Annotated in this window: 16 protein-coding genes; 4 read left to right on the forward strand and 12 right to left on the reverse strand. The window is 68.3% G+C overall.

What is annotated here, in order from left to right; genetic code table 11:
• Positions 1-64: 64 nt before the first annotated feature.
• The 6 genes from AB4120_RS09000 to AB4120_RS09025 are packed head-to-tail and all read right to left on the reverse strand — an operon-like array spanning position 65 to position 7455.
• A complete protein-coding gene (locus AB4120_RS09000; RefSeq protein WP_149138188.1) occupies positions 65-1096 on the reverse strand; it encodes a chemotaxis response regulator protein-glutamate methylesterase in 1032 nt (343 codons plus the stop codon).
• Positions 1093-3369: a hybrid sensor histidine kinase/response regulator gene (locus AB4120_RS09005; protein ID WP_441642155.1), complete on the reverse strand. Its 2277-nt coding sequence runs from the start codon at positions 3367-3369 to the stop codon at positions 1093-1095. Before AB4120_RS09005 ends, AB4120_RS09000 begins: the two co-directional genes overlap by 4 nt.
• Positions 3366-4046 (reverse strand): chemotaxis protein CheW, encoded by a 681-nt coding sequence (locus AB4120_RS09010; RefSeq protein WP_149138187.1) that lies wholly within the window; start codon positions 4044-4046, stop codon positions 3366-3368. Before AB4120_RS09010 ends, AB4120_RS09005 begins: the two co-directional genes overlap by 4 nt.
• The gene (locus tag AB4120_RS09015) at positions 4039-5322 is read right to left on the reverse strand and encodes a CheR family methyltransferase (RefSeq protein ID WP_149138186.1); all 1284 of its coding nucleotides are present in this window, start codon (positions 5320-5322) and stop codon (positions 4039-4041) included. The genes AB4120_RS09010 and AB4120_RS09015 overlap by 8 nt, the downstream gene beginning before the upstream one ends.
• A complete protein-coding gene (locus AB4120_RS09020) occupies positions 5319-5804 on the reverse strand; it encodes a chemotaxis protein CheW (RefSeq protein ID WP_149138185.1) in 486 nt (161 codons plus the stop codon). The genes AB4120_RS09015 and AB4120_RS09020 overlap by 4 nt, the downstream gene beginning before the upstream one ends.
• 31 nt (positions 5805-5835) lie before the next feature.
• Positions 5836-7455 carry a methyl-accepting chemotaxis protein gene (locus AB4120_RS09025; RefSeq protein WP_149139299.1) on the reverse strand — a complete coding sequence of 540 codons (1620 nt, stop codon included), beginning with the start codon at positions 7453-7455 and terminating at the stop codon, positions 5836-5838.
• A 287-nt stretch (positions 7456-7742) separates the two neighbouring features.
• On the opposite strand from AB4120_RS09025, the gene AB4120_RS09030 reads away from it, so the two are divergent.
• Entirely contained in the window at positions 7743-9068 is a 1326-nt protein-coding gene (locus AB4120_RS09030) for a putative bifunctional diguanylate cyclase/phosphodiesterase (RefSeq protein ID WP_441642156.1), read from the forward strand.
• A 228-nt stretch (positions 9069-9296) separates the two neighbouring features.
• Positions 9297-11882 carry a DUF6600 domain-containing protein gene (locus AB4120_RS09035; protein ID WP_441642157.1) on the forward strand — a complete coding sequence of 862 codons (2586 nt, stop codon included), beginning with the start codon at positions 9297-9299 and terminating at the stop codon, positions 11880-11882.
• A 151-nt stretch (positions 11883-12033) separates the two neighbouring features.
• Here the strand turns inward: AB4120_RS09035 and AB4120_RS09040 are convergent, their stop codons facing one another.
• From AB4120_RS09040 to AB4120_RS09060, 5 genes are read right to left on the reverse strand one after another with little or no spacing between them, the layout of a single operon-like run.
• Positions 12034-13206, reverse strand: a complete 1173-nt coding sequence (locus AB4120_RS09040) for an ABC transporter substrate-binding protein (protein WP_149138184.1) — start codon at positions 13204-13206, stop codon at positions 12034-12036.
• Positions 13207-13256: 50 nt separating this feature from the next.
• The gene (locus tag AB4120_RS09045; protein ID WP_149138183.1) at positions 13257-13964 is read right to left on the reverse strand and encodes an ABC transporter ATP-binding protein; all 708 of its coding nucleotides are present in this window, start codon (positions 13962-13964) and stop codon (positions 13257-13259) included.
• Positions 13951-14715, reverse strand: coding sequence for an ABC transporter ATP-binding protein (locus tag AB4120_RS09050; protein ID WP_144196371.1), 765 nt, complete (start codon positions 14713-14715; stop codon positions 13951-13953). The genes AB4120_RS09045 and AB4120_RS09050 overlap by 14 nt, the downstream gene beginning before the upstream one ends.
• Positions 14708-15739 (reverse strand): branched-chain amino acid ABC transporter permease, encoded by a 1032-nt coding sequence (locus AB4120_RS09055; RefSeq protein WP_149138182.1) that lies wholly within the window; start codon positions 15737-15739, stop codon positions 14708-14710. The genes AB4120_RS09050 and AB4120_RS09055 overlap by 8 nt, the downstream gene beginning before the upstream one ends.
• 20 nt (positions 15740-15759) lie before the next feature.
• A complete protein-coding gene (locus AB4120_RS09060) occupies positions 15760-16623 on the reverse strand; it encodes a branched-chain amino acid ABC transporter permease (RefSeq protein ID WP_144196373.1) in 864 nt (287 codons plus the stop codon).
• Positions 16624-17256: 633 nt separating this feature from the next.
• On the opposite strand from AB4120_RS09060, the gene AB4120_RS09065 reads away from it, so the two are divergent.
• Both AB4120_RS09065 and AB4120_RS09070 read left to right on the forward strand, forming a co-directional pair.
• Complete coding sequence (locus tag AB4120_RS09065; protein WP_441642158.1) at positions 17257-17736, forward strand: carboxymuconolactone decarboxylase family protein; 480 nt, start codon at positions 17257-17259, stop codon at positions 17734-17736.
• A gap of 4 nt (positions 17737-17740) precedes the next feature.
• Positions 17741-18145: a cupin domain-containing protein gene (locus AB4120_RS09070; RefSeq protein ID WP_149138181.1), complete on the forward strand. Its 405-nt coding sequence runs from the start codon at positions 17741-17743 to the stop codon at positions 18143-18145.
• A gap of 400 nt (positions 18146-18545) precedes the next feature.
• Here the strand turns inward: AB4120_RS09070 and AB4120_RS09075 are convergent, their stop codons facing one another.
• Positions 18546-19799 (reverse strand): MFS transporter, encoded by a 1254-nt coding sequence (locus AB4120_RS09075; RefSeq protein ID WP_149138180.1) that lies wholly within the window; start codon positions 19797-19799, stop codon positions 18546-18548.
• Between the last annotated feature and the right edge of the window lie 87 nt (positions 19800-19886).

Here is a 19886-nt window from a genome sequence, read left to right on the forward strand (position 1 = left end):
ATGCATCCTGTGCTTTGTTCTTGTTCTGGTGGTTTGCCTGGATCCGTCTGGATATCGATGGAGGTCAGCGCGCCGGACCTGCGCAGCGCCCGCCGCCGCACGCCTTGACCAGCCGCGCGGCAATCCGGGGCAGCGGCAGGATCTCGACGGCGGCGTCCAGCGCGGCAGCCGCCTTGGGCATGCCGTACACCGCACTGGTGGCCTGGTCCTGTGCGATGGTCAGGTAGCCACGGTCGCGCATCGCCTTGAGGCCGCGGGCACCGTCGCGGCCCATGCCGGTGAGCAGCACGCCGACCGCCTCGCCGCGCCAGTGCTCCACCACCGATTCAAAGAACACGTCGATGGAAGGCCGGTACAGGTAGTCGCCCGGCTCCGGGGTGTAGGCCATCCGCGCGGCATGCACCAGCCGCAGGTGGTCGTTCGTGCCCGCCAGCACGACGGTGCCGATCTGCGGCGTCTCGCCGGCGCGTGCGATGCTCACCGGCAGCGCGCACTGGGCGTTGAGCCAGTCGGCCATGCCGGGCGCGAACGCTTCGTCCACATGCTGCACGGCCACGACCGCCGCGCCGAAGTCGGCCGGCAGCGCGCCCAGCAGCGTGGCCAGTGCAGCCGGCCCGCCTGCCGAGGCACCGATCGCCACGAGGCGCGGCGCGGCCGGCGCAGGCGTGGCCGCGGTCAGGGAGTTCGATGTGGTCGCTCGGCCGTTCAGCAGCCGGGCGATGTTGCGGATCTTGCGCAGCAGCGGTCCTGCTGCGAGTTGCGTATCCGCCTCGGCCAGTGTGGGCGTGTCCACCGCATCGACCGCCCCGTGACCCATCGCAGCGAACACCTGGTCCGCGTTGCGCCCGAGATCCATCGTCACCACGACGATCGCACAGGGCGTGGCGGCCATGATGCGCCGTGTGGCTTCCACGCCGTCCATGACCGGCATCAGCAAATCCATCAGGATGAGATCTGGCGTTTGCGTGGCGGCCATGCGTATGGCCTGCTCGCCATCGCCAGCCACCCAGATGATTTCGTGCGTGGCATCGAGCGCGATGGCGCGCCGCAGCGCCGCCACGGCCAGCGGAGAATCATTGACGATACCGATCTTCATGCGCGTGCCTCGCCGATGAGATCCAGCACGGCGTCCAGCAACGCCGTGTCATGGAAACTGCCCTTGGCCAGATAATAGTCCGCGCCGGCCTGCAACCCGCGTTCGCGGTCCTGCTCGCGGTCCTTGTACGACACGATCATCACCGGCAGCTGCCGCAGGCGCGGCTCCTCCCGAATACGGCTGACCAGTTCGATGCCGTCCATGCGCGGCATGTCCACGTCCGTGATGACGAGATCGAAGGGTTCGGCGCGCAGGACGTTCCAGCCATCCATGCCGTCCACGGCCACCGCCACATCGTAGCCGCGCCCGGCCAGCAGCTTGCGCTCCAGCTCGCGCACGGTCAGGGAATCGTCGACCACGAGTACCCGCTTGCGGCGGACGTCGGCGGCACCGGCGCCAGCCTGGCGCACGCGCTCGATCCGGCCATCGGACACCAGCTTCTCGACCGAGCGCAGCATATCCTCGACATCGAAGATCAGGACGGGCGTGCCGTCGTCGGTCAGGCTGCCCGCCGCGATGTCCTTGATCTTGCCCAGCGCCTGCGCCAGCGGCTGCACCACCAGCATGCGTTCGCCCAACAGGCGGTCCACCGCAATGCCGTAGACACGATCCTGCTCGCCGATGATGACTATGGGCACGGCGTCGGCGTCCTGCGTGGCCGTCTCGGGCCGCTGCAGCAGCTGCGCCGCACTGACGAGGCCGACGGGCCGGCCGTCATGGCGGAAGTGCTGGTGCTGCTCCACCTGCTCGATCTCGTCCCGGCGCACCGCCACCGCGCGCAGGACGTGCCCGAGCGGGAAGGCATAGGCTTCACCGGCTACTTCCACCAGCAGCGTGCGCACGACGGACAGCGTGAGCGGCAGTTCGAGATGGAAGTGGAGCCCGCTGCCGGGCTGCTGGGAGAGCCGCAGGCTGCCGCGCACGGCGCGCACCATGTCCTGCACGGCGTCCAGCCCGACGCCGCGTCCCGAGACATGGGAAACCGTCTCGCGCAGGCTGAAGCCGGGCAGCAGCAGGAATTCGAGCAGCTCGGTCTCGGACATCCGCGCCGCGGTCTCGGGCTGGGCCAGGCTGCGGCGCACGATGGCATCGCGCAGCGCGTGGAAATCCACGCCGGCACCATCGTCGAAGATCTCGATGACAAGACGCCCCGCGTTATGGCGCGCATGCAGCGAGACGCGCCCTTCCTCCGGCTTGCCGGCGGCGCGGCGCACCTCGGGCGGCTCGATGCCATGATCCACCGCGTTGCGCAGCAGGTGGGCCAGCGGGGCGTCGAGCTGTTCGAGGATGTCGCGGTCCACCTGGGTCTGCTCGCCCGCCAGCGTCAGGTGCACCGGCTTGCCGAGCGCGCGGCCGAGGTCGCGCACCATGCGCGAATAGCCCATGATGCCGTCCGAGAGCGGGCGCATGCGGCAGGACAGCGCGGTGTCGTAAAGCTGGCGCGACAGCCGGCTCGCACGGTGATCGTACTGGTCGATTTCCTCCACGCGCTGCGAAAGCTGGCCATGGCTGTCCTCAAGCAACTGGCGCGCTTCGGCCAGCGCCGCCCGCAGCCGTGGCACGGTACCGTCGGCACTGGCCAGCAGGGCCTGGATGCCGTCCAGCGCCTGGAGCGCGCGCATCTGCTGGCGCCGCGCCTGTTGCATGGCGCCGCCGAACGGGCGCAGCCAGTGCGTCTCCACCATCGCTTCGCCGGCCATGGCCAGCAGCCGGTCCAGCCGGTCGGCGTTGACGCGCAGCATGCGCTCCTGCGTGTCGCCGGCGACCTGTATGGCCTGAGCGGAAGGAGGGGCTTCGGCGACAGGCGTCTCGGGCGTTGCTGTGGATACCGCCGGCATCCGCGCGGGCGGCGGCACCGGGTCCGTGCCGTCGAGCAGCGCGTTGAGGCGCGCGACACAGGCGTCGATCTCCGCCAGTCCTTCCCGCTCGGGCCAGTCGAGCGCGCCGCCGGGGGGATGGCCGATCCGTTGCAGCAGGTCGGTGCCCTGCAGCAGGGCGTCGATATGGGACGGCGTCAGCAGCAGGCCGCCGCGCTGCGCGGCAACGAGGCAGTCTTCCATCACGTGCGCCACGCGCACGCCGCCATCCAGCCCGACAATGCGCGCCGCGCCCTTGAGCGAATGGGCGGCGCGCATGCACGATTCCAGGTGCGCGGCCGCAGCGGGCTCGCGCTCGAGCGCGAGCAGGCCGGCGTTCAGGATTTCCGCCTGCGCGTCCGCCTCGAGCGCGAACAGTTCGAGCATCGAGGCATCGCGGAGCTGTTCGGGATTCATGACAGGCTCCGTGACAGGGCCTGCCGCAGCAGGTCGGCGTCGAGCAGGCCGACTGTGTGGCCCTCATGCTCGAACAATGCCCGCGTGTAGTGCGCGGAGGCGCGCGCCAGCGTGGCCGGCAGCGGCAGCAGTGCGGTGTGAGGCACGTGCTGCACGCCCGCCACCTCGGCCACGGGCAGCGCAATGGCGTTGCGCCCCTGGCCCAGCATCAGGAATCGTCCCGTGCGGCTGGTATCGGTCGCCGTGCCGCCGAACAGCAGCGCCAGCGACACGCAGGTCAGCAGCGCCCCGCGCACTGAGGCCACCCCGACCAGCGCCGCGTGACGGCGGTGCGGCAGCGAGTGGATTGGCGCCGGCGCGGTGACTTCGCCAAGCACGGCGGTCGGCAGTGCGAGCCATTCGTCGCCCACGCGGAAGACCACGCACGACTGGCCCGCCGCGCGATCGACGTGGGAGGCGCCCCCGGCAGGTTGATCCAGCGTGGCGGCATCCACGAGATCGTCGACGGCCAGCGCGTCGAGCAGGGCCGTGGCGGCCTGCGCGTAGGTCGGGCAGTTGCGGCAGTGGACGTGCGTCGCCAGCAGCGGACAGGAAGCGTCGCCGGACACGCCGATGCGTCGCCAGCAATCGTCGATGGCAGCAAGGTTCGGCAGCGGGGTCGCGGAGGTTTCAACCATGGCTCATGCGGGCGTGACGTTGGGCGCGCTCGCGCAGGCGCGCGGCGCCGCCGGCATCGCCCTCGCTGTCGAGCAGGGCGGCAAGGTGGTAGAGCGCTTCCTCGTGGCCGGGTTCGAGGTACACCGCCTTGCGGTAGGCGGCATGGGCATCGGCCACGTGGCCGGCGGCGTCGTGCAGCACGCCAAGCAGGCAGTAGGCGTTGGCGGATGGGCCGCGCTGCGCCAGGAATTGCTCGCACGCGACGGTGGCGCCGGCCAGGTCGCCACGGTCGGCAAGCGCGGAAATCGCGGTGAGCGCATCGCTGCCGGCTTGCGGCACGGGCGGGTTCACGCGCGTGGCGGCGGGCGGCGCGGCGCGCAATGCGGGGGCCGGCTGGGGCCGGCGCGCCGGCACAGTGGGGGAGACTGGCAGCGGCGCGCGGGGCAAGGCCGGCGCCAGGGACGCCGGCACTTCCCGTGCGGGCGGGCGCACCGGATGGGGATGGAATGCGAAGGCGAGCGGCACCCCGGCGCTGGCGAGCCCTTCACGCGTCAGCAGGCTGGCTTCGGCCGGGCCGACGAAGACCAGGCCGTCCGGGCGCGTCAGGCGTACCAGCGCCTGCGCCGCGCGGCGCTGCGTGTCCAGGTCGAAATAGATCAGCAGGTTGCGGCAGAACACCACGTGGTAGGGCGGCTCGGCAGCGAGCAGCGACGGATCGAGGAGGTTCCCCGGCAGCAGCCGGACCTGCGCGCGAACCTTGTCGGCAATCTGGTAGCCCGCCGCCACCGGCGTGAAATAGCGTTCACGGAAGTCCAGCGGCCGGCCCCGGAACGCATTGTTGCCATAGTGACCGGCGCGCGCCCGTTCCAGCGCCCTGGCGCTGACATCCACGGCATCCACGCGAAACCGCTCGGGCGGCACGCCGGCGTCCAGCAGCGCCATGACGATGGAGTACGGTTCCTCGCCGGTGGAGCAGGGTGCGCTCAGCACGCGCAGCATCGGCACACCGTCGCCAAAGCTGCGGTGGGCGGCAAAGCTCGCCATGGCCAGCAGCGCTTCACGATGACGGAAAAACCAGGTCTCCGGCACCACCACGGCTTCGATCAAAGCCTGCAACTCGTCCGGCACCGCGTGCAGCACGTTCCAGTAGTTGCCAAGGTCGGTGGCCCCCACGGCGATCTGGCGCTCCAGTACGGCACGCGCGATCGTGCCGGCGCCGATGGCGCCCGCATCGAGCCCGATGCGTTCCTTCAGCAACACTTCGATGGGCGTGAGCGGGTGCGGGGCGTCGGTCATGCCGGGGCCGGATCGGGAAACAGCAGGTCGTGCACGGCATCGGGCAGCAGCGCCCCCACGCGCACCCATTGCACGAGGCCGCGCGCGTCGTGCAGTACGGGGCCGAGATAGCGCACCGGGGCAGGGTCGATGCCGCCATCGACGAAGGCGGCGGCATCGGCGCGCAGGGTTTCCGTGGCGTATTCGAGCCGCAGGCCGAGCAGGCGGGCGGGCTGGTCGATGGCATGCCTGCCATGGGCGGTGCGGCGGTAGTGCACCAGCACGGTCCGCGTGCTCTTGCGCGCCACGGCGGGCGTGCCTGTGGCCAGCGCGGGGATGTCGATCACGGGTACCGGCTGCCCGTGCCGCACCATCAGCCCGCCAACCCATGCCGGCGCCCCCGGAATCTGCTTGAGCGTGGTCAGCGGCAGTACCTCGGCCACCTCGGCGGTATCGAGCGCGTAGTGGTCAGGACCGATGCGGAACAGCAGGAAGAGGGCCATGGTGGGACATGCGCGTCGCGAAAGCCCGCGCTCACACCTTGAAGCGCGAGACGCCGCTGCGCAGTTCGTTGGCCACGAGCGTCAGCTCGTCGATGGCCTGGCTCGACTGGCGCAGCGACTCCACGGTCTGCTGTGCGGCCTCGGACAGCTGCATCAGCGCCTGGTTGATCTGTTCGGCGCCGCCGGCCTGCGCCTGCATGCCCTCGTTCACCATCTGCACGCGCGGCGCCAGCGACTGCACCTGGCCGATGATCTGGGAGAGCTGGTCGCCCACCTGGGTGACCTCGGACATGCCGCGTCGCACTTCCTCCGAGAACTTGTCCATGCCCATCACGCCGGCGGAGACGGCCGACTGGATCTCGCGCACCATCTGCTCGATATCGTAGGTGGCAACGGCGGTCTGGTCCGCCAGACGCCGGATCTCGGTGGCCACCACGGAAAAGCCGCGCCCGTACTCGCCGGCCTTCTCGGCCTCGATGGCGGCGTTCAGGGACAGCAGGTTGGTCTGGTCCGCCACGCGGGCGATGGTGGTCACCACCTGGTTGATATTGCCGGCGCGCTCGTTAAGCGTGGCCAGCCGGGCGTTGACCGAGCCGGCGGCCTCCATCACATGGTGCATGGTCGCCTCCATGCGCGACAGCCCGACCTGCCCGGTGCCCGCCAGCCCGGCGGTCTGTTCGGCGGCGTGGGAGACTTCGCCCATCGTCCGCACGAGGTCGCGGGAGGTGGCCGAGATCTCGCGCGAGGTGGCGCCGATCTGGGTCGTGGTGGCGGCGGTCTCGGTGGCCGTGGCCTGCTGCTGGCGGGCGGTGGCGGCGATCTCGTTGACCGACGTGGTGACCTGGATGGCCGAGCGCTGCGCCTGGCCGACCAGCGTGGTCAGCTCGCCGGCCATCTGGTTGAAGCCTTCCTCGACGGCCAGGAATTCGTCGCGCCGCCCCAGCGCCATGCGCTGGCGCAGGTCGCCACCGCGCATGCCGGTCAGCAGCGAGACGATGCCGGCCATCGGCACGGTGATCGAACGCAGCAGCAGGTAGCCGCAGACCGCGGCCACGACCACCGCGAGCCCCAGCGCCACCTCGATACTTGTCTTGGCGCCTTCCACGGCGTCGGCAATGTCCTTGGCGGCGTCGCTGGCGATGGCGTTGTTGTCATCGACCAGTCCCTGCAGTGCCTTGCGACCGTCGAGCCAGACGTCGTGCGCCTGGCCGCGCAGCGCGGCTTCGGCGGTGGCGGTGTCCCGCCATTTGGTCGGATCGAGATACAACTGCGCCGATTGGTCATATCGGGCCTGAAGTTCCTTGAACGCCGTGAAACGGGCGCGATCGTCCGCGCGGACGATGGACGCTTCATACAACTGTTCCATGCGCTGGAAGCGCTGGGTGGCATCCTGGTGCTGGGCCAGCAGGCGGCCGCGCTGGCCGGCGTCCTCGGTGGTGACGATCTGCCAGGCCAGGACGTAGAACTCGCCCCAGATGCCACGCATGCCGGCGCTGTAGTTCAGGCCGGGCAGGGCATCGTTGCGCATGACATCGCTTTCATGCTCGATGGCGGACAGGCGGTTGTAGGCGACCACGCCCATCAGCGCCATGACAAGGAGAATGAGGCTGAAACTCGCCAGGATGCGCGAGCGTAGGGTCCAGTTGTTCACGGTCGGGTCCGCGTTGGTCTTCTTGAATTGGCCGCTGGCAGGTTTCACGGCGGGGCGCTATCGGCCGGAAGGCGGATGGCGCCCCGGGTGCGGCAGGCGTTTGCGGCGTAGGGTACTGTATGCGCCCGGCGCTGACAACGTCGGCCGGCGCCGGACGGCCGCCCGCCAGCCCGCGCCGTTGCGCGGTTGCGCCGCATTTCTGTACCGCTTGATTTTTCCATGGTTTTCGTCACACTTGCCAAATAGCTTGAGCGGGAACTATGTTCATCACAACTGATAGGGCAGGGATGGTGGCCAGGTCGGAGGTACAGGCGACTGGCGCCTTGCCGCCGGCGGATCTCGATCCGCTGACCGGCGTGGTCGCTCGCCAGGCATACTTGACGCGACTGGAGGCGCGCCTGCGCAGCGAGGCGCCGCCACGCTTTGCTTTGCTGCTGGTGGGTATCGACGACTTCCGCGCCTTCAACGACATGCACGGGCATGCCGAGGGCGATGCCATTCTCCAGGGCGTGGCCCGGCGGCTGGCCGACGCCTCCCCGCGCGACGCCATCATCGGGCGCGTGGGCAGCGACGAGTTCGGCGTGCTCCTGACATCCATCTCGGACCCGACGCTGGTGCGCCATGTGAGCGCCGCCATCCTGTCGATGCTGTCCGCCCCCTATGAAATGAACGGCCGCCGGCACCATGTGCTGGCCAGTATCGGCGCCTGCGTGATGCCGGCTGGGGGCGAGAATTCGTCCGATGTGCTGGCGGCGGCCAGCCTGGCGCTGGCCCGGGCCAAGCACGACGGCGGCCGGACCATCCGCTTCTTCAAGCCGCAGATGCGCACGGACGTGACCACGCGGCTCTCGCTGGTGCAGGCGCTGCGCGAGGCCTATGCCCAGCGCCAGTTCGAGTTGCTCTATCAACCTCAGGTGGACCTGCGCGATGGCCGCGTGGTGGGCGCCGAGGCGCTGATGCGCTGGCGCCATCCTACCCTGGGCCTGCTGACGCCAGCCGCCTTCATCGACGCCCTGGCGGCCAGCAGCGTGGCCGGGGACGTGGGCATGTGGCTGCTGCATACGGCCTGCGCCCAGGCGCGGGCGTGGTCGCTGACCTTCGCCGAGCCGCCGCGCGTGGCCATCAACCTGTTCGCCGCCCAGCTGTCGGAAAGCCGGTTGCTGACCGAGGTGCGCCATGTGCTGCGCGCGCTGGAGCTGCCGGCGAAGCTGCTGGAGATCGAAATCACCGAGACCATCGCCCTGCAGCAGGGCGACGACGTCTCCGACCAGCTCCAGGCCCTGCGGCGCGACGGCGTGACGCTGACCTGCGACGATTTCGGCACCGGCTACGCCTCCCTGAGCTTCCTCAAGACGTTTCCCGTGGACCGGCTCAAGATCGACCAGTCCTTTATCCGCAATGTCACCCAGGACGACGTGGACGCCGCCATCGTCCGCTCGGTCATCAATGTGGGCGAAAGCCTGCGCATTGGCGTGGTGGCGGAGGGGGTGGAGACCGCCGAGCAGCGCGACTTCCTCCTCGCCAACCGCTGCATCGAGGCGCAGGGGTATTTCTATGGCCGCCCGATGCCGCCTGACCGGCTGACCGACTTCCTGCGCAGCCAGCCGCGCTGACCGCCGATGCTGCATTGCAGCAAATCGGTTGCGCTATCCGGCGCCCTGTCAGCATCTGCAAGACTTGTTTCCGCGCATATCCGCCCGACCCCCGGACGGCGCCAGGGAAATATGTGCTTACAAAGTCAGGTCCGCAAGTCGCGTTCCATGCCGTTATCCGATATACGGTGACAGTACGGCGACGCCCCCCAAGCGCGGTGGGCGTCCGGAACAGAGATGACTCGCACGATGCAATACTTTGATCGCCCGGTTTCGGCTTCGGTTTCTGCATGGCCGCGCCGGCTGGCGCCGCTTGCCGGGATTGGCCTGGCCGCCGCGCTGGTGGCATATGGCTTGATGGCGCAGGCCCAGGATTACGCGCCGCCCGGCTACGCGCAGGGCGCCGCCGACGGCTCCGTCCTCGGCAACCCCGACGCGCTGGCGCCGAACGGGCAATATGCCGATCCGTCTTCCCGCATCGCCACCCTGACCGACGCGGCCGGTGGCATCAGCTTCGCACCGGCCGGCTCGGACGAGTGGGCGGCCATCGGCTTGAACCGGCCGGTGACCACCGGCGACCGGCTCTGGGTCGATCCGGGCGGACGGGCCGAAGTCCATGCCGGCACCACCACGGTGCGGCTGGGCGGCGCCACGGCCGCCAGCATCCTCAACCTCGACGACGACACCACGCAGGTCAAGCTCACCCAGGGCTCGCTGCAATTGCGCGTGCGCGCCTTGCCGCAGGGCCAGCAGGTGGAAGTCGATACGCCCAACCTCGCTTTCGTGCCCAATGAACCGGGCGATTATCGGATCGACGTCTCGCCCGATGGCAACACCACACTGGTCAGCATGCGCCACGGCAGCGCGGTCCTATATGGGGATACGCGTTCGATCGAGCTGTCGCGCGGCCAGCGCATGCGCTTTGCCGGCACCGACCTTGCCGATGCCGGCGCGGGCGCGTACCCGCCGCCCGACGGCTTCGACCAATGGACCGCCGCACGCGATGCCCGCGAGGACCAGTCCGTCTCCGCGCGTTACGTGCCGCGCGAGATGACCGGCTACGCCGCACTGGACGACTATGGCGACTGGCAGCAGGATGCCGGCTACGGCGCGGTGTGGTTCCCGCGCGCAGTGCCGTCCGGCTGGGCGCCGTACAGCACCGGGCACTGGGCCTGGGTGGCGCCGTGGGGCTGGACCTGGATCGATGACGCGCCGTGGGGCTTCGCCCCGTCGCACTATGGCCGTTGGGCCCATTTCGGCAACCGCTGGGGCTGGGTACCCGGCCCGGTCAGCGTGCGCCCGTGCTATGCGCCGGCCGTGGTCGGCTTTATTGGCGGCAGCGCGGCCACCATCCGCATTGGCGGCGGCCCCGGCGTTGCCTGGTACCCGCTCGGGCCGCGCGACGTCTACCGCCCAGGCTATCGAGCCAGCCAGAACTATGTTTCGCGAATCAACTACGCCCCGATCCACCACTATGGGCGGGGTGGCGACGGCCGCGACCGCGACCGGGAACGCTGGATCAATCGCAACGTGCCGGGCGCCATCACGGGCATGCCGTCGCGCAATTTCGTTGAAGGACGGCCCGTGCCGCGTGGGTCCCACCAGGATGCATGGCGGACCCTGCCGGTGGGCGAGGGCCGGGGCGCCCCGCCGATGGCACCGGTCAAGCGTAGTTATATAGGCGAGGCGCCGACGCGTGCGCTGCCGCCGATGGCGCGGCAGGGTTTCGAGCGGCAGGCCATCGCCACGCATCTGCCGGGTCGGCCGGCGTTTGACGACCGGCGCCCGGGGCGTCCGCCGTCGCCACAGGCGGGGCAGGCGGGGCAGGGCGACCGGGGTGGTCAGGGTCGGCCTGACGTGCGCCTGACCGAGGCCGCGCTGGCTGCCCGCCACCGTGGCGGCGATCCGAGCCGTGACGGCGCGCCGCGCGGCTTCGTGAACCCGGTGCAGGGGGGCGCCCAGCGTCCAGACGACAATCCGCGCGATAACGGCAGGAACTGGACTACCCGTCCGGACCAGATGCGCGGCGTGCCGCCCGAGGCGCAACGCCAGCAGCAGGCCGTGCAGCGCCAGCAGTTCGAGCAACAGCGGCAGTTGAACGAGCAGCAGCGGCAATCGGCCGATTTCCAGCAGCGTCAGCAGCAGGCGCTCCAGAACCAGCGGCAGGAGCAGCAGCGGCAGTTGCAGGAGCAGCAGCGCCAGGGCCAGGATCTTCAGCGGCGCCAGCAGTATGACCAGCAACGCATGGCGCAGGAGCAGCAGCGCCAGCTTCAGGACCAGCAGCGCGAGGCGAACCAGCGCCGCCAGTTCGACCAGCAGCGGGCGCAGCAGGAGCAGCAGCGCCAGCAGCAGGACCAGCAGCGCGAGGCGATGCAGCGCCACCAGTTCGACCAGCAACGGGCGCAGCAGGAGCAACAGCGCCAGCAGCAGGAGCAGCAGCGGCAGCAGCGGCAGCAGTTCGAGCAGCAGCGGGCGCAGCAGGAGCAGCAACGCCAGCAGATGGAACACCAGCGGGCCGCGCAGGAGCAACAGCGCCAGCAGATGGAGCACCAGCGCCAGGCCGCGCAACAGCAGCGGCAGGCGCAGGAGCAGCAGCGCGCCATGCAGGACCAGCAACGCCAGCAGATGGAGCAGCAGCGTCAGGCCCAGCAGCAGCGGCAGGCCCAGGAGCAGCAGCAACGGGCGCAGCAGCAACAGCAACAGCAGCAGGAACGGCAGCGGCAGTTCCAGCAGCAGCAACAGCAGCAACAGCAGCGCGGCCAGAATGAGCCGGGCGACCGGGGCGGCCACGGCAACCGCGGGGCGATGCAGGCGCGCAACGACGACCGACGCTGATCGACTGCGGCGCGCAGCAAAGACAAAGGGCGTCCGGAGCCACCGGACGCCCTTCGCTTTCTCTCCACATTTCACGCCGGCTGTGCCGCCGGCTGGTACCGCCGTGCTACCCCTTCTCCCTCCGTAGAAGCCTGTTGCTGCGCCGCCTGGCTTACTTCGCCAGTTCCGACAGCCGCACCGGTGCGATCTTGCCGTTCTGGACCCAGCCGACCACGGTGTCCGCCACCGAGCCGCCCTTGGCGTCGATGCCCTCCACCTCGTTCGGGTTCACGTCCTTCGGCAGGGCCTTGACGGCCTCCGGAATCTTGGCGCGGATGGCCGCCGAGTCGGTGGTGGTGCCGGCCAGCTTCATCGCATTGGCCAGCGCCCACGTCATCGTGTAGTTCAGGGACATCTCCGTGGTGGCATCGCGGCCGTCATGGAGCTTCTTGTACTTGGCGTTGTAGGCCTGCGCGGCCGGGCGGTTGTCGTTGACCAGCGGCATCACGCCGATCGAGCCTTCAAGCATGGCGAGCCCGTTGGTGACCTTGGCCATCTCGTCCATCTTGGCCTGGTCCATGACGATGAAACCGCCCTTGAAGCCCAGTTCGCGGGCCTGCTTGACCACCAGCGCGGTCGGCTCCGAGGGGCCGCCCACGAACATCACGTCCGGCTTCTCGGCGATGGCGCGCGACACGCCGGTGTAGAAATCGGTCGCCTTGGTGTACGACATCGGGTTGTTGCCCACGATCTTGCCGCCGGCGCCTTCCCAGGCCGGCACGAAGGCCTGCACCCACGCCTTGGCGTAATCATGGTCCGCCGGCACCAGCGCCACGTTCTTGCCGTAGCGCTTCATCTGCGCCTTGATGAACGGTTCGATATAGCCGGTGTAGGCCGGCGGGATGCGGATGGTCAGCTTGTTGCCGGCGTCGGTGATGCGCGGCACGCTCGAATAGGCCATGACCAGGAACTTCTCCTGCTCGTTGAAGGCCTGCAGCGCGAAGATGCCGCCCGAGTGCGGCACGAAGACGGCCGGGGTCTTGTGCTGCTGCACCAGGCGGCGGGCGTTGATGGCGGCCTCGGCCGGCGCGTACTTGTCGTCCAGCGCCACCACTTCCAGCTTGACCTTCTTGCCGTTGACGGCCAGGCCCTGCGCGTTGATCTCGTCCACGGCCATCTGGATGCCGGACAGCACGTTCTTGCCGTACAGCGCCGCACCGCCGGAGAGCGGGCCGGTGTAGCCGATCTTGACTACTTCCTGCGCGAGCGCGGGCGTGGCGGCGAAGAGCGCGGCCACGGCGCATGCGGCCAGCGGGAAGAAACGACCCATCGTCTTGTGCTGCATTGCTGTCTCCTTTTTGGATTTGGTACTGCGCTTGTCTGGTGTGGGGCGGACTATCCGCCGATATACGCCTTGCGAATGCCTTCGTCCTTGAGCAGCGACTCCCGATCGCCTTCCATCACGATCCGGCCGCTCTCGATCACGTACGCCCGGTGTGCGATGCCGAGGGCGGCGTAGGCGTTCTGCTCCGCCAGCAGCACCGTGGTGCCGGCGCGGTTGATGCGCTGGATCACCTCGAACATCTGCTTGACCACCAGCGGCGCCAGCCCCAGCGACGGCTCGTCCAGCAGCAGCGCGCGCGGGCGGCCCATCAGCGCGCGGCCCAGCGCCACCATCTGCTGCTGCCCGCCGGACAGCGAGCCGGCGGGGTCGTCCTTCTTCTGGCGCAGGATCGGGAACATCTCGAAGACTTCCTCCAGCGTCTCCCGGATGCCCGCGCTGTCGCGGCGGTGCACGTAGGCGCCCAGCGTCAGGTTCTTCTGCACGCTCATCGCCGGAAACAGCTTGCGGCCCTCGGGGCAGTGCACCAGCCCGGCCTGCACGATCTGCGATGGTTTCATGCCGGCCAGCTCGCGGCCATCGAAACGCATGCAGCCGCCGCTGGTGCGATGGATGCCGCTCATCGCCAGGAAGATCGAGCTCTTGCCTGCCCCGTTGGCGCCGAGCAGCACCACCAGTTCGCCGGCCTTGGCGTGCAGCGAGACGTTGTCCAGCGCACGGAAGCTGCCGTAGGACAGCGAAACGCGTTCAAGCTGCAACATGGTCGGCTCCCAGATAGGCTTCGATGACGCGCGGGTCCTGCTGGACCTGCGCCGGCGTGCCTTCGGCAATCTTCTCGCCGTAGTTGAGCACCATGATCTTGTCGGCCAGCCGCATGATCATGTCCATCTTGTGTTCGATCAGGCAGACGGTCTTGCCATGCCGCACCATCTTGCGGATCAGTTCGGCCAGCCCCACCGTTTCCTCGGGGTTCACGCCGCCGGCGGGTTCGTCGAGCAGCAGCAGTTCGGGGTCCGTGGCCAGCGCCAGCGCGAAGGCCACGCGCTTGCGGGCCTCCTGGGTGATGTCTGCCGCCACCTCATGGGCCAGATGGGTCAGGCCGACGAAGTCGAGCGCTGCCTCGGCCTTCTCGCGGCACAGCCGTTCTTCCTCGCGCAGGCGCCGGGAGTTGAACAGCACATCGGCCAGCCCCGACGACGTGCGCAGCCGGTGGCCGACGATCAGGTTGTCGAGCACCGTCGCGCGGTCGAACAGGGCCGTGGCCTGGAAGGTGCGCGCCACCCCGAGCCGGGCGATCTGGTCCGCGCGCAGGCCGGCCACGTCCTGCCCCTTGAACAGGATCTGGCCGGAACTCGGCGCGTGCGTGCCGGCGATCAGGTTGAAGAAGGTGGTCTTGCCGGCGCCATTGGGGCCGATGATCGCGTTGATGTGGCCGGCCTCGAACGACACGGAGACGTCATGCACCGCGGTCAGCCCGCCGAATTTCTTGGTGAGGTTGCGGATCTCAAGCATTTTCGGCTCCGGGGCGGGTGGTCGGGACGGGCGGCTGCACGTTGCCGGGGCGCGTGGCGGCGTGCTGGCCACGGCGTGCGGCGGCGGCGCGGCGGGCCTGCTTCTTCAGGTAGGAGCCGACGATGCCATCCGGGAAGAAGATGATCAGCAGGATCAGCACCGGGCCGAACACGAGCATCCGGTAGTCCTGCAGGAACTGCAGCGTCTGGGTAACCCAGGGCACCAGCACTGCCCCGAGCAGCGGCCCGAGCAGCGTGCCCGTGCCGCCCACCAGCATCGCCATGACCATATCGAAGGTGACGTCGGTACGGGCGATGTCCGGGCCCAGGAAGCGCACCTGCCCCGCGTAGAGCGCCCCGGCGAAGCCGGCATAACCCACCGACAGCACGAACGACAGCACCTTGGTACGCATCAGGTTGATGCCCAGCGCTTCGGCCAGCGCATCGCTGTTGCGCACCGCCAGGAAGCTGCGGCCCAGCAGCGAGCTGACGATCCGATGCATGATGAACATGCCGATCACCAGGAAGGTCAGCACGAGGTAGTACTGTGCCGGCACGCTGTCGAAGGTGATCGGGCCGATGGCCGCCGGCACCGGAATGCCGATCAGGCCGACCGTGCCGTGGGTGAGGCCTTCCCACTTCTCGATCAGCAGGTAGATGATGTAGCCCACGCACATCGTGAAGATCGAGAAGTAATGGCCCTTGAGCCGCAGCGACACCACGCCCACCACGTAGCCAAACGCCATGCAGACCACGCCGGAGAGCGCGAAGGCGAGCCAGAACGGCAACTGGTGATCCACGGTCAGGATGCCCACCGTGTAGGCGCCAATCGCCATGAAACCGCCGTGCGCCAGGTTGAGCTGGCCGGTATAGCCGGTCAGCAGGTTCAGGCCGAGCGTGGCGATGGCGTAGATGAACGCCAGCGTCATCACGGTCAGGAAATAGCTGTTGGGCACGACCAGCGGAAACGCGATGGCGGCCGCCAGCAACAGGGCCCAGCCGGTCTTTCCTTGCATTGCTTTCATGGGTCGCTCCTTATGCGGAATCAGGCCGCCTTGGCCGCGAACAGGCCCTGTGGCCGGATGGACAGGATGATCACCAGCAGCAGGAACGCGATGATGTCCTTGTAGTCGGTGGAGATATAGAAGCCGCCGAAGCTCTCGGCCATGCCGATGATCAGGCCGCCGACGATCGCGCCCGGGATGCTGCCCATGCCGCCGAGGATGATGATTACGAACGCCTTGGTGATGACCAGGTTGCCCATGCTCGGGTAGACGAGGTTGATCGGCGCGTACAGCGTGGCGGCGATGGCTGCGAGTGCGCCCGAGATGGCGAAGACCAGCAGCGTCACGCGCGTGGCGTCGATGCCGACCAGCGCGGCACCCTCGCGGTTCTGGGCCATCGCCATGATCGTGGAGCCCGTGATCGTGCGCGTCAGGAACAGGTGCAGCAGCACCATCAGGCCGAACGCGGCGACGATGATCAGCAGGCGCTGCATCGGCGCCGTGAGGCCGAGGAACTCCACCATCTGGCCGTACGGCGTGGGCATGCGGTGGAAGTCCGCGCCCCACAGCGCCTGTGCGCCGGCTTCCAGGAACAGCAGGATACCGATGGCGGCAATCATGTCGTGGATCTCGGGCGCGTTGCGCAGGGGATGAAACACCAGGCGGTCTGCCAGCATCGACAGCACGGCCACCACGGCCGCGGCGGCCAGCATTGCCAGCCAGTAGTTCAGGCCCAGCGTGGTCATGGCGTAGTACGACACATAGGCGCCGGCCATGTACAGCGCGCCGTGCGCGAAGTTGGGCACGTGCAGGATGCCGTAGACCAGCGTCAGCCCCAGCGCCACCAGGCTGTATACGCCGCCCAGCGTCAGGCCATTGAGAAACTGTTGGAAAAACAATGCCACGGGATTACCTCGTACGGTTCGCGAAACAAGGTGCGCGCCGGCACGGGGCCGGGGCGCGTGGAGGCGCGTTGCCGTTGGGGCGGCAGCGCGGGCCGGATCAGCGTCAAGTCAGCTGGACCGGCGCGGATTCCGGCGGATCAGCGTTGTGGCGGGGTGGCCGTCAAGTTGGCGGGCAAGCGCGGCCAGCTCGGCGCTGGTGCCGCGTGTCGGTTGTCTTGCATGAGTTGTCTCCTTGCGTTGCCGCGCCGGGTGGCGCGCCACTCTCCTGGAACCCGGCAGAGCCGAGGGTCCGGTGACGCCGTGTCCTTGCCGTGAATCCTGTTTCCCGCACCGGGGCGGTGGAGGCGGATCGCGTTCTAGCACGGTCGTTCGTTTTCAGCGAATTTGCATGGCGATTCGGCCAGCGTCAAGCAATCGGACGATGCATTCCGCTGTGCGAAATACGCATCCCGCGCCAGTGCTCGGAGTCTTGGTGTTATCCCTGATTTTTTGGGGCTGCCGGGTGAGTGGAGTGCACTGGCATGGGCATCCGGATTGATGCCTGGCGGGAAACACTGTGCGCGCGGAGTCGGTCTGGCGTGGCGGGGGCGCCGCACCTACCATGGCTTCAGGCATCGACACAGGAGAAAAGTCATGACCCAACGTACGAACTACTTCCAGCAATCCCCCGAGCTGACCAAGAAGCTCATCGAGTTCGGGGCCCTGTTCCAGAAGACCACGATCGAGACGCCCATCCAGGAGCTCGTCGAGATTCGCGCATCGCAGCTCAATGGCTGCGCGTTCTGTGTCGACATGCACATCAAGATGGCGAAGATCCACGGCGAACGGGAACTGCGCCTGCACCACGTGGCGATCTGGCGCGAATCGACGCTCTTCTCGCCGCGCGAACGCGCCGCGCTGGCCTGGACGGAAGCGCTGACCCACCTTCCCGCAGGTGGCGTGCCCGACGACATCTACGAGCGCGTGCGCACCCAGTACAGCGAAAAGGAATTGTCGGACCTGACCTTCCTGGTGGGGGCCATCAATGCCTGGAACCGCCTGAACGTGGCGTTCCAGATGGTGCCCGGTTCATCGGACAAGGCGTTCGGACTCGATAAAGCCAACCTGGAGTGATGCCATGAAGACAGTCGTATCCCTTGCGGCAACCCTGATGCTGTCGTGCCTGATGGTGGCCGGACCGGCAGCCGCCGCGCCCGAGGCGAGCGTCAAGCAGCTGATGACAAAGCCGTTGCCCGAATATCCGGGCAAGGAAGGCGAGATGATCGTCGTGGACTATCCGCCGGGCGCCGTGGATCCCGTGCATCGCCATGATGCGCACGCCTTCGTCTACGTGCTCGAGGGCAGCATCATCATGGGCCTCAAGGGCGGCAAAGAGGTCACGCTCAAGGCGGGTGAAACCTTCTACGAAGGCCCCAACGATATTCACACGGTCGGGCGCAATGCCAGCACTACCCAGCCTGCGAAGTTCGTGGTGTTCCTGATCAAGAGCAAGGGCGCGCCGATTCTGACGCCGGTGAAGTAGCCGGACAGAGGCCGCCGCGCGTCCCCACCAACGTCATCTGACTGGGCAACCTTTGCCTGCCCCGGACCGACCCCCTAGGGGGTCGCGCGTTTGGGGCGGGTGTCGTGCACTGTGGAGGGCGGCGGGTACACATCGTCGCTGGCGGCGATGGGCTCGCGCGGGGGCGGGGGCGTGGACGAGGTATCCCGGGGCGGTGTATCGCAACCGGCCAGGCCAAGCAGGGTAATGAGGAGGCATCCGGCCAACGCGCTGCCCAGGGCGTTGCCAGGACGGGGATCTCGGTGGTAGGCCATGAATGGTCCCGGTGAATGTGCTGTCTTCCAGCATAGACCACCGATGCCGCCTGCGGATGACTTGTCAATGCGAACCGATTCAGCCCGTTCCGGGCTGACATGCCGGTTCAGCGCGCCTTGGCCCAGCGATCGAACACGGCACAGGCGAGCAACAGGGCGCTGGTGACAAAGAACACCGCACGCATGCCCAGATGCACGCTGATCTGCGCGCCGATCAACGGCCCGATCACCTGCCCGGAAAACTGCGCGGATTGCAGGTAGCCGAGCATCTTGCCGGACTGGTGCTCCTTGACGGCCTGGCGCACAAGCTTGCCGATGGCGGGAAGCAGCCCGGCGAGCGCCATCCCCATCACGCCACGCAGCGCGGCCAGCGTCCACCAGTTGGTCACGAACGCCTGCGGAATCAGGACAAGGGCGGTGGCCACGAGGCAACCGATAATGACATTCCAGGCGCCGATGCGGTCGGCCAGCGCACCCAGCCGCGAGGCGGTCAGCACGCTGCCAAACGCCGAACAGGCCATGACGATGCCGGCCACCGTGGCCAATCGGTCGTGCGGTACATCGAGTTGCCGGATATAGACGGTGATGATCGGCTCGATCGACATATTGGCCAGCAGCACCATGGCAGCCGTCACCAGCAGGGCCGGCAGCGCGAAGCGATGCGCGCTGCGGGCGGCGCCGTCGGCGGGCACGGGTTGGCCGGCGGACTTGGGCGGACGGGTGAAATCCTCGCGCACGCCAAAGATCGTCAGCAACGCCGCCACGCCGATCATGGCACCGCCGGCGAAGAATGTGCCGCGAATCCCGATCAGGTTCGGCAGCAGGCCTCCGATGAGCGGGCCGATCAGATTGCCCGTTAGCGCCCCGGTGGAAAGCACGCCGAGTGCCCATCCCGCCCGCTCGGGCGGGGCCTGCGTACCGATCATCACGGTGGCCGCCGACGCATAGCCGCCGATCAGACCCGCGGCGAAACGCAGCGCAACGAGTTCATAGACGTTGTGGGCCAGCCCGATCATCGACATCACGATGGCCATGCCAACCGCCGCACGTACCAGCATCGGCTTGCGTCCGAAGCGGTCGGCCAGCTTGCCCCACAAGGGGGCGGTCACGGCGGTGGCGAAGAACGTGATGCCGAACGCCACGCCAGACCACTGCACCACCTTGTCCTGCGACGTCACGCCGAGTTGCTCCACGTACAACGGCAGGAACGGCAGCAGCATGCTCAGGCTGACCAGCGTGGTGAAAGACCCGAAGACGGCAACCGCGAGATTCCGTTGCCAGTACGGGGCATTGCGGTCGACGTAGCTGTCAGCGGCGTGCCGGATTGCGGGAGCGGGGAGGGAGGGGGCGGATTCATTCATGGCTGTGACCGTCTACGACCGTTTACGACCTTTTAGGGGAGCACGGCCCAATCTAGCTGCCCGGCGCCGAGGAAAGAAGGCACATCA

It is taken from the genome of Cupriavidus sp. 2KB_3 (genome assembly GCF_052115685.1).
GTDB lineage: Bacteria > Pseudomonadota > Gammaproteobacteria > Burkholderiales > Burkholderiaceae > Cupriavidus > Cupriavidus campinensis.

Bases quoted from the DNA above. Each gene is read 5' to 3' on its own strand.
- AB4120_RS09000 (WP_149138188.1), bottom strand. From the start codon at position 1,096: ATGAAGATCGGTATCGTCAATGATTCTCCGCTGGCCGTGGCGGCGCTG.
- AB4120_RS09005 (WP_441642155.1), bottom strand. From the start codon at position 3,369: ATGAATCCCGAACAGCTCCGCGATGCCTCGATGCTCGAACTGTTCGCG.
- AB4120_RS09010 (WP_149138187.1), bottom strand. From the start codon at position 4,046: ATGGTTGAAACCTCCGCGACCCCGCTGCCGAACCTTGCTGCCATCGAC.
- AB4120_RS09015 (WP_149138186.1), bottom strand. From the start codon at position 5,322: ATGACCGACGCCCCGCACCCGCTCACGCCCATCGAAGTGTTGCTGAAG.
- AB4120_RS09020 (WP_149138185.1), bottom strand. From the start codon at position 5,804: ATGGCCCTCTTCCTGCTGTTCCGCATCGGTCCTGACCACTACGCGCTC.
- AB4120_RS09030 (WP_441642156.1), top strand. From the start codon at position 7,743: ATGGTGGCCAGGTCGGAGGTACAGGCGACTGGCGCCTTGCCGCCGGCG.
- AB4120_RS09035 (WP_441642157.1), top strand. From the start codon at position 9,297: ATGCAATACTTTGATCGCCCGGTTTCGGCTTCGGTTTCTGCATGGCCG.
- AB4120_RS09040 (WP_149138184.1), bottom strand. From the start codon at position 13,206: ATGCAGCACAAGACGATGGGTCGTTTCTTCCCGCTGGCCGCATGCGCC.
- AB4120_RS09045 (WP_149138183.1), bottom strand. From the start codon at position 13,964: ATGTTGCAGCTTGAACGCGTTTCGCTGTCCTACGGCAGCTTCCGTGCG.
- AB4120_RS09050 (WP_144196371.1), bottom strand. From the start codon at position 14,715: ATGCTTGAGATCCGCAACCTCACCAAGAAATTCGGCGGGCTGACCGCG.
- AB4120_RS09055 (WP_149138182.1), bottom strand. From the start codon at position 15,739: ATGAAAGCAATGCAAGGAAAGACCGGCTGGGCCCTGTTGCTGGCGGCC.
- AB4120_RS09065 (WP_441642158.1), top strand. From the start codon at position 17,257: ATGACCCAACGTACGAACTACTTCCAGCAATCCCCCGAGCTGACCAAG.
- AB4120_RS09070 (WP_149138181.1), top strand. From the start codon at position 17,741: ATGAAGACAGTCGTATCCCTTGCGGCAACCCTGATGCTGTCGTGCCTG.
- AB4120_RS09075 (WP_149138180.1), bottom strand. From the start codon at position 19,799: ATGAATGAATCCGCCCCCTCCCTCCCCGCTCCCGCAATCCGGCACGCC.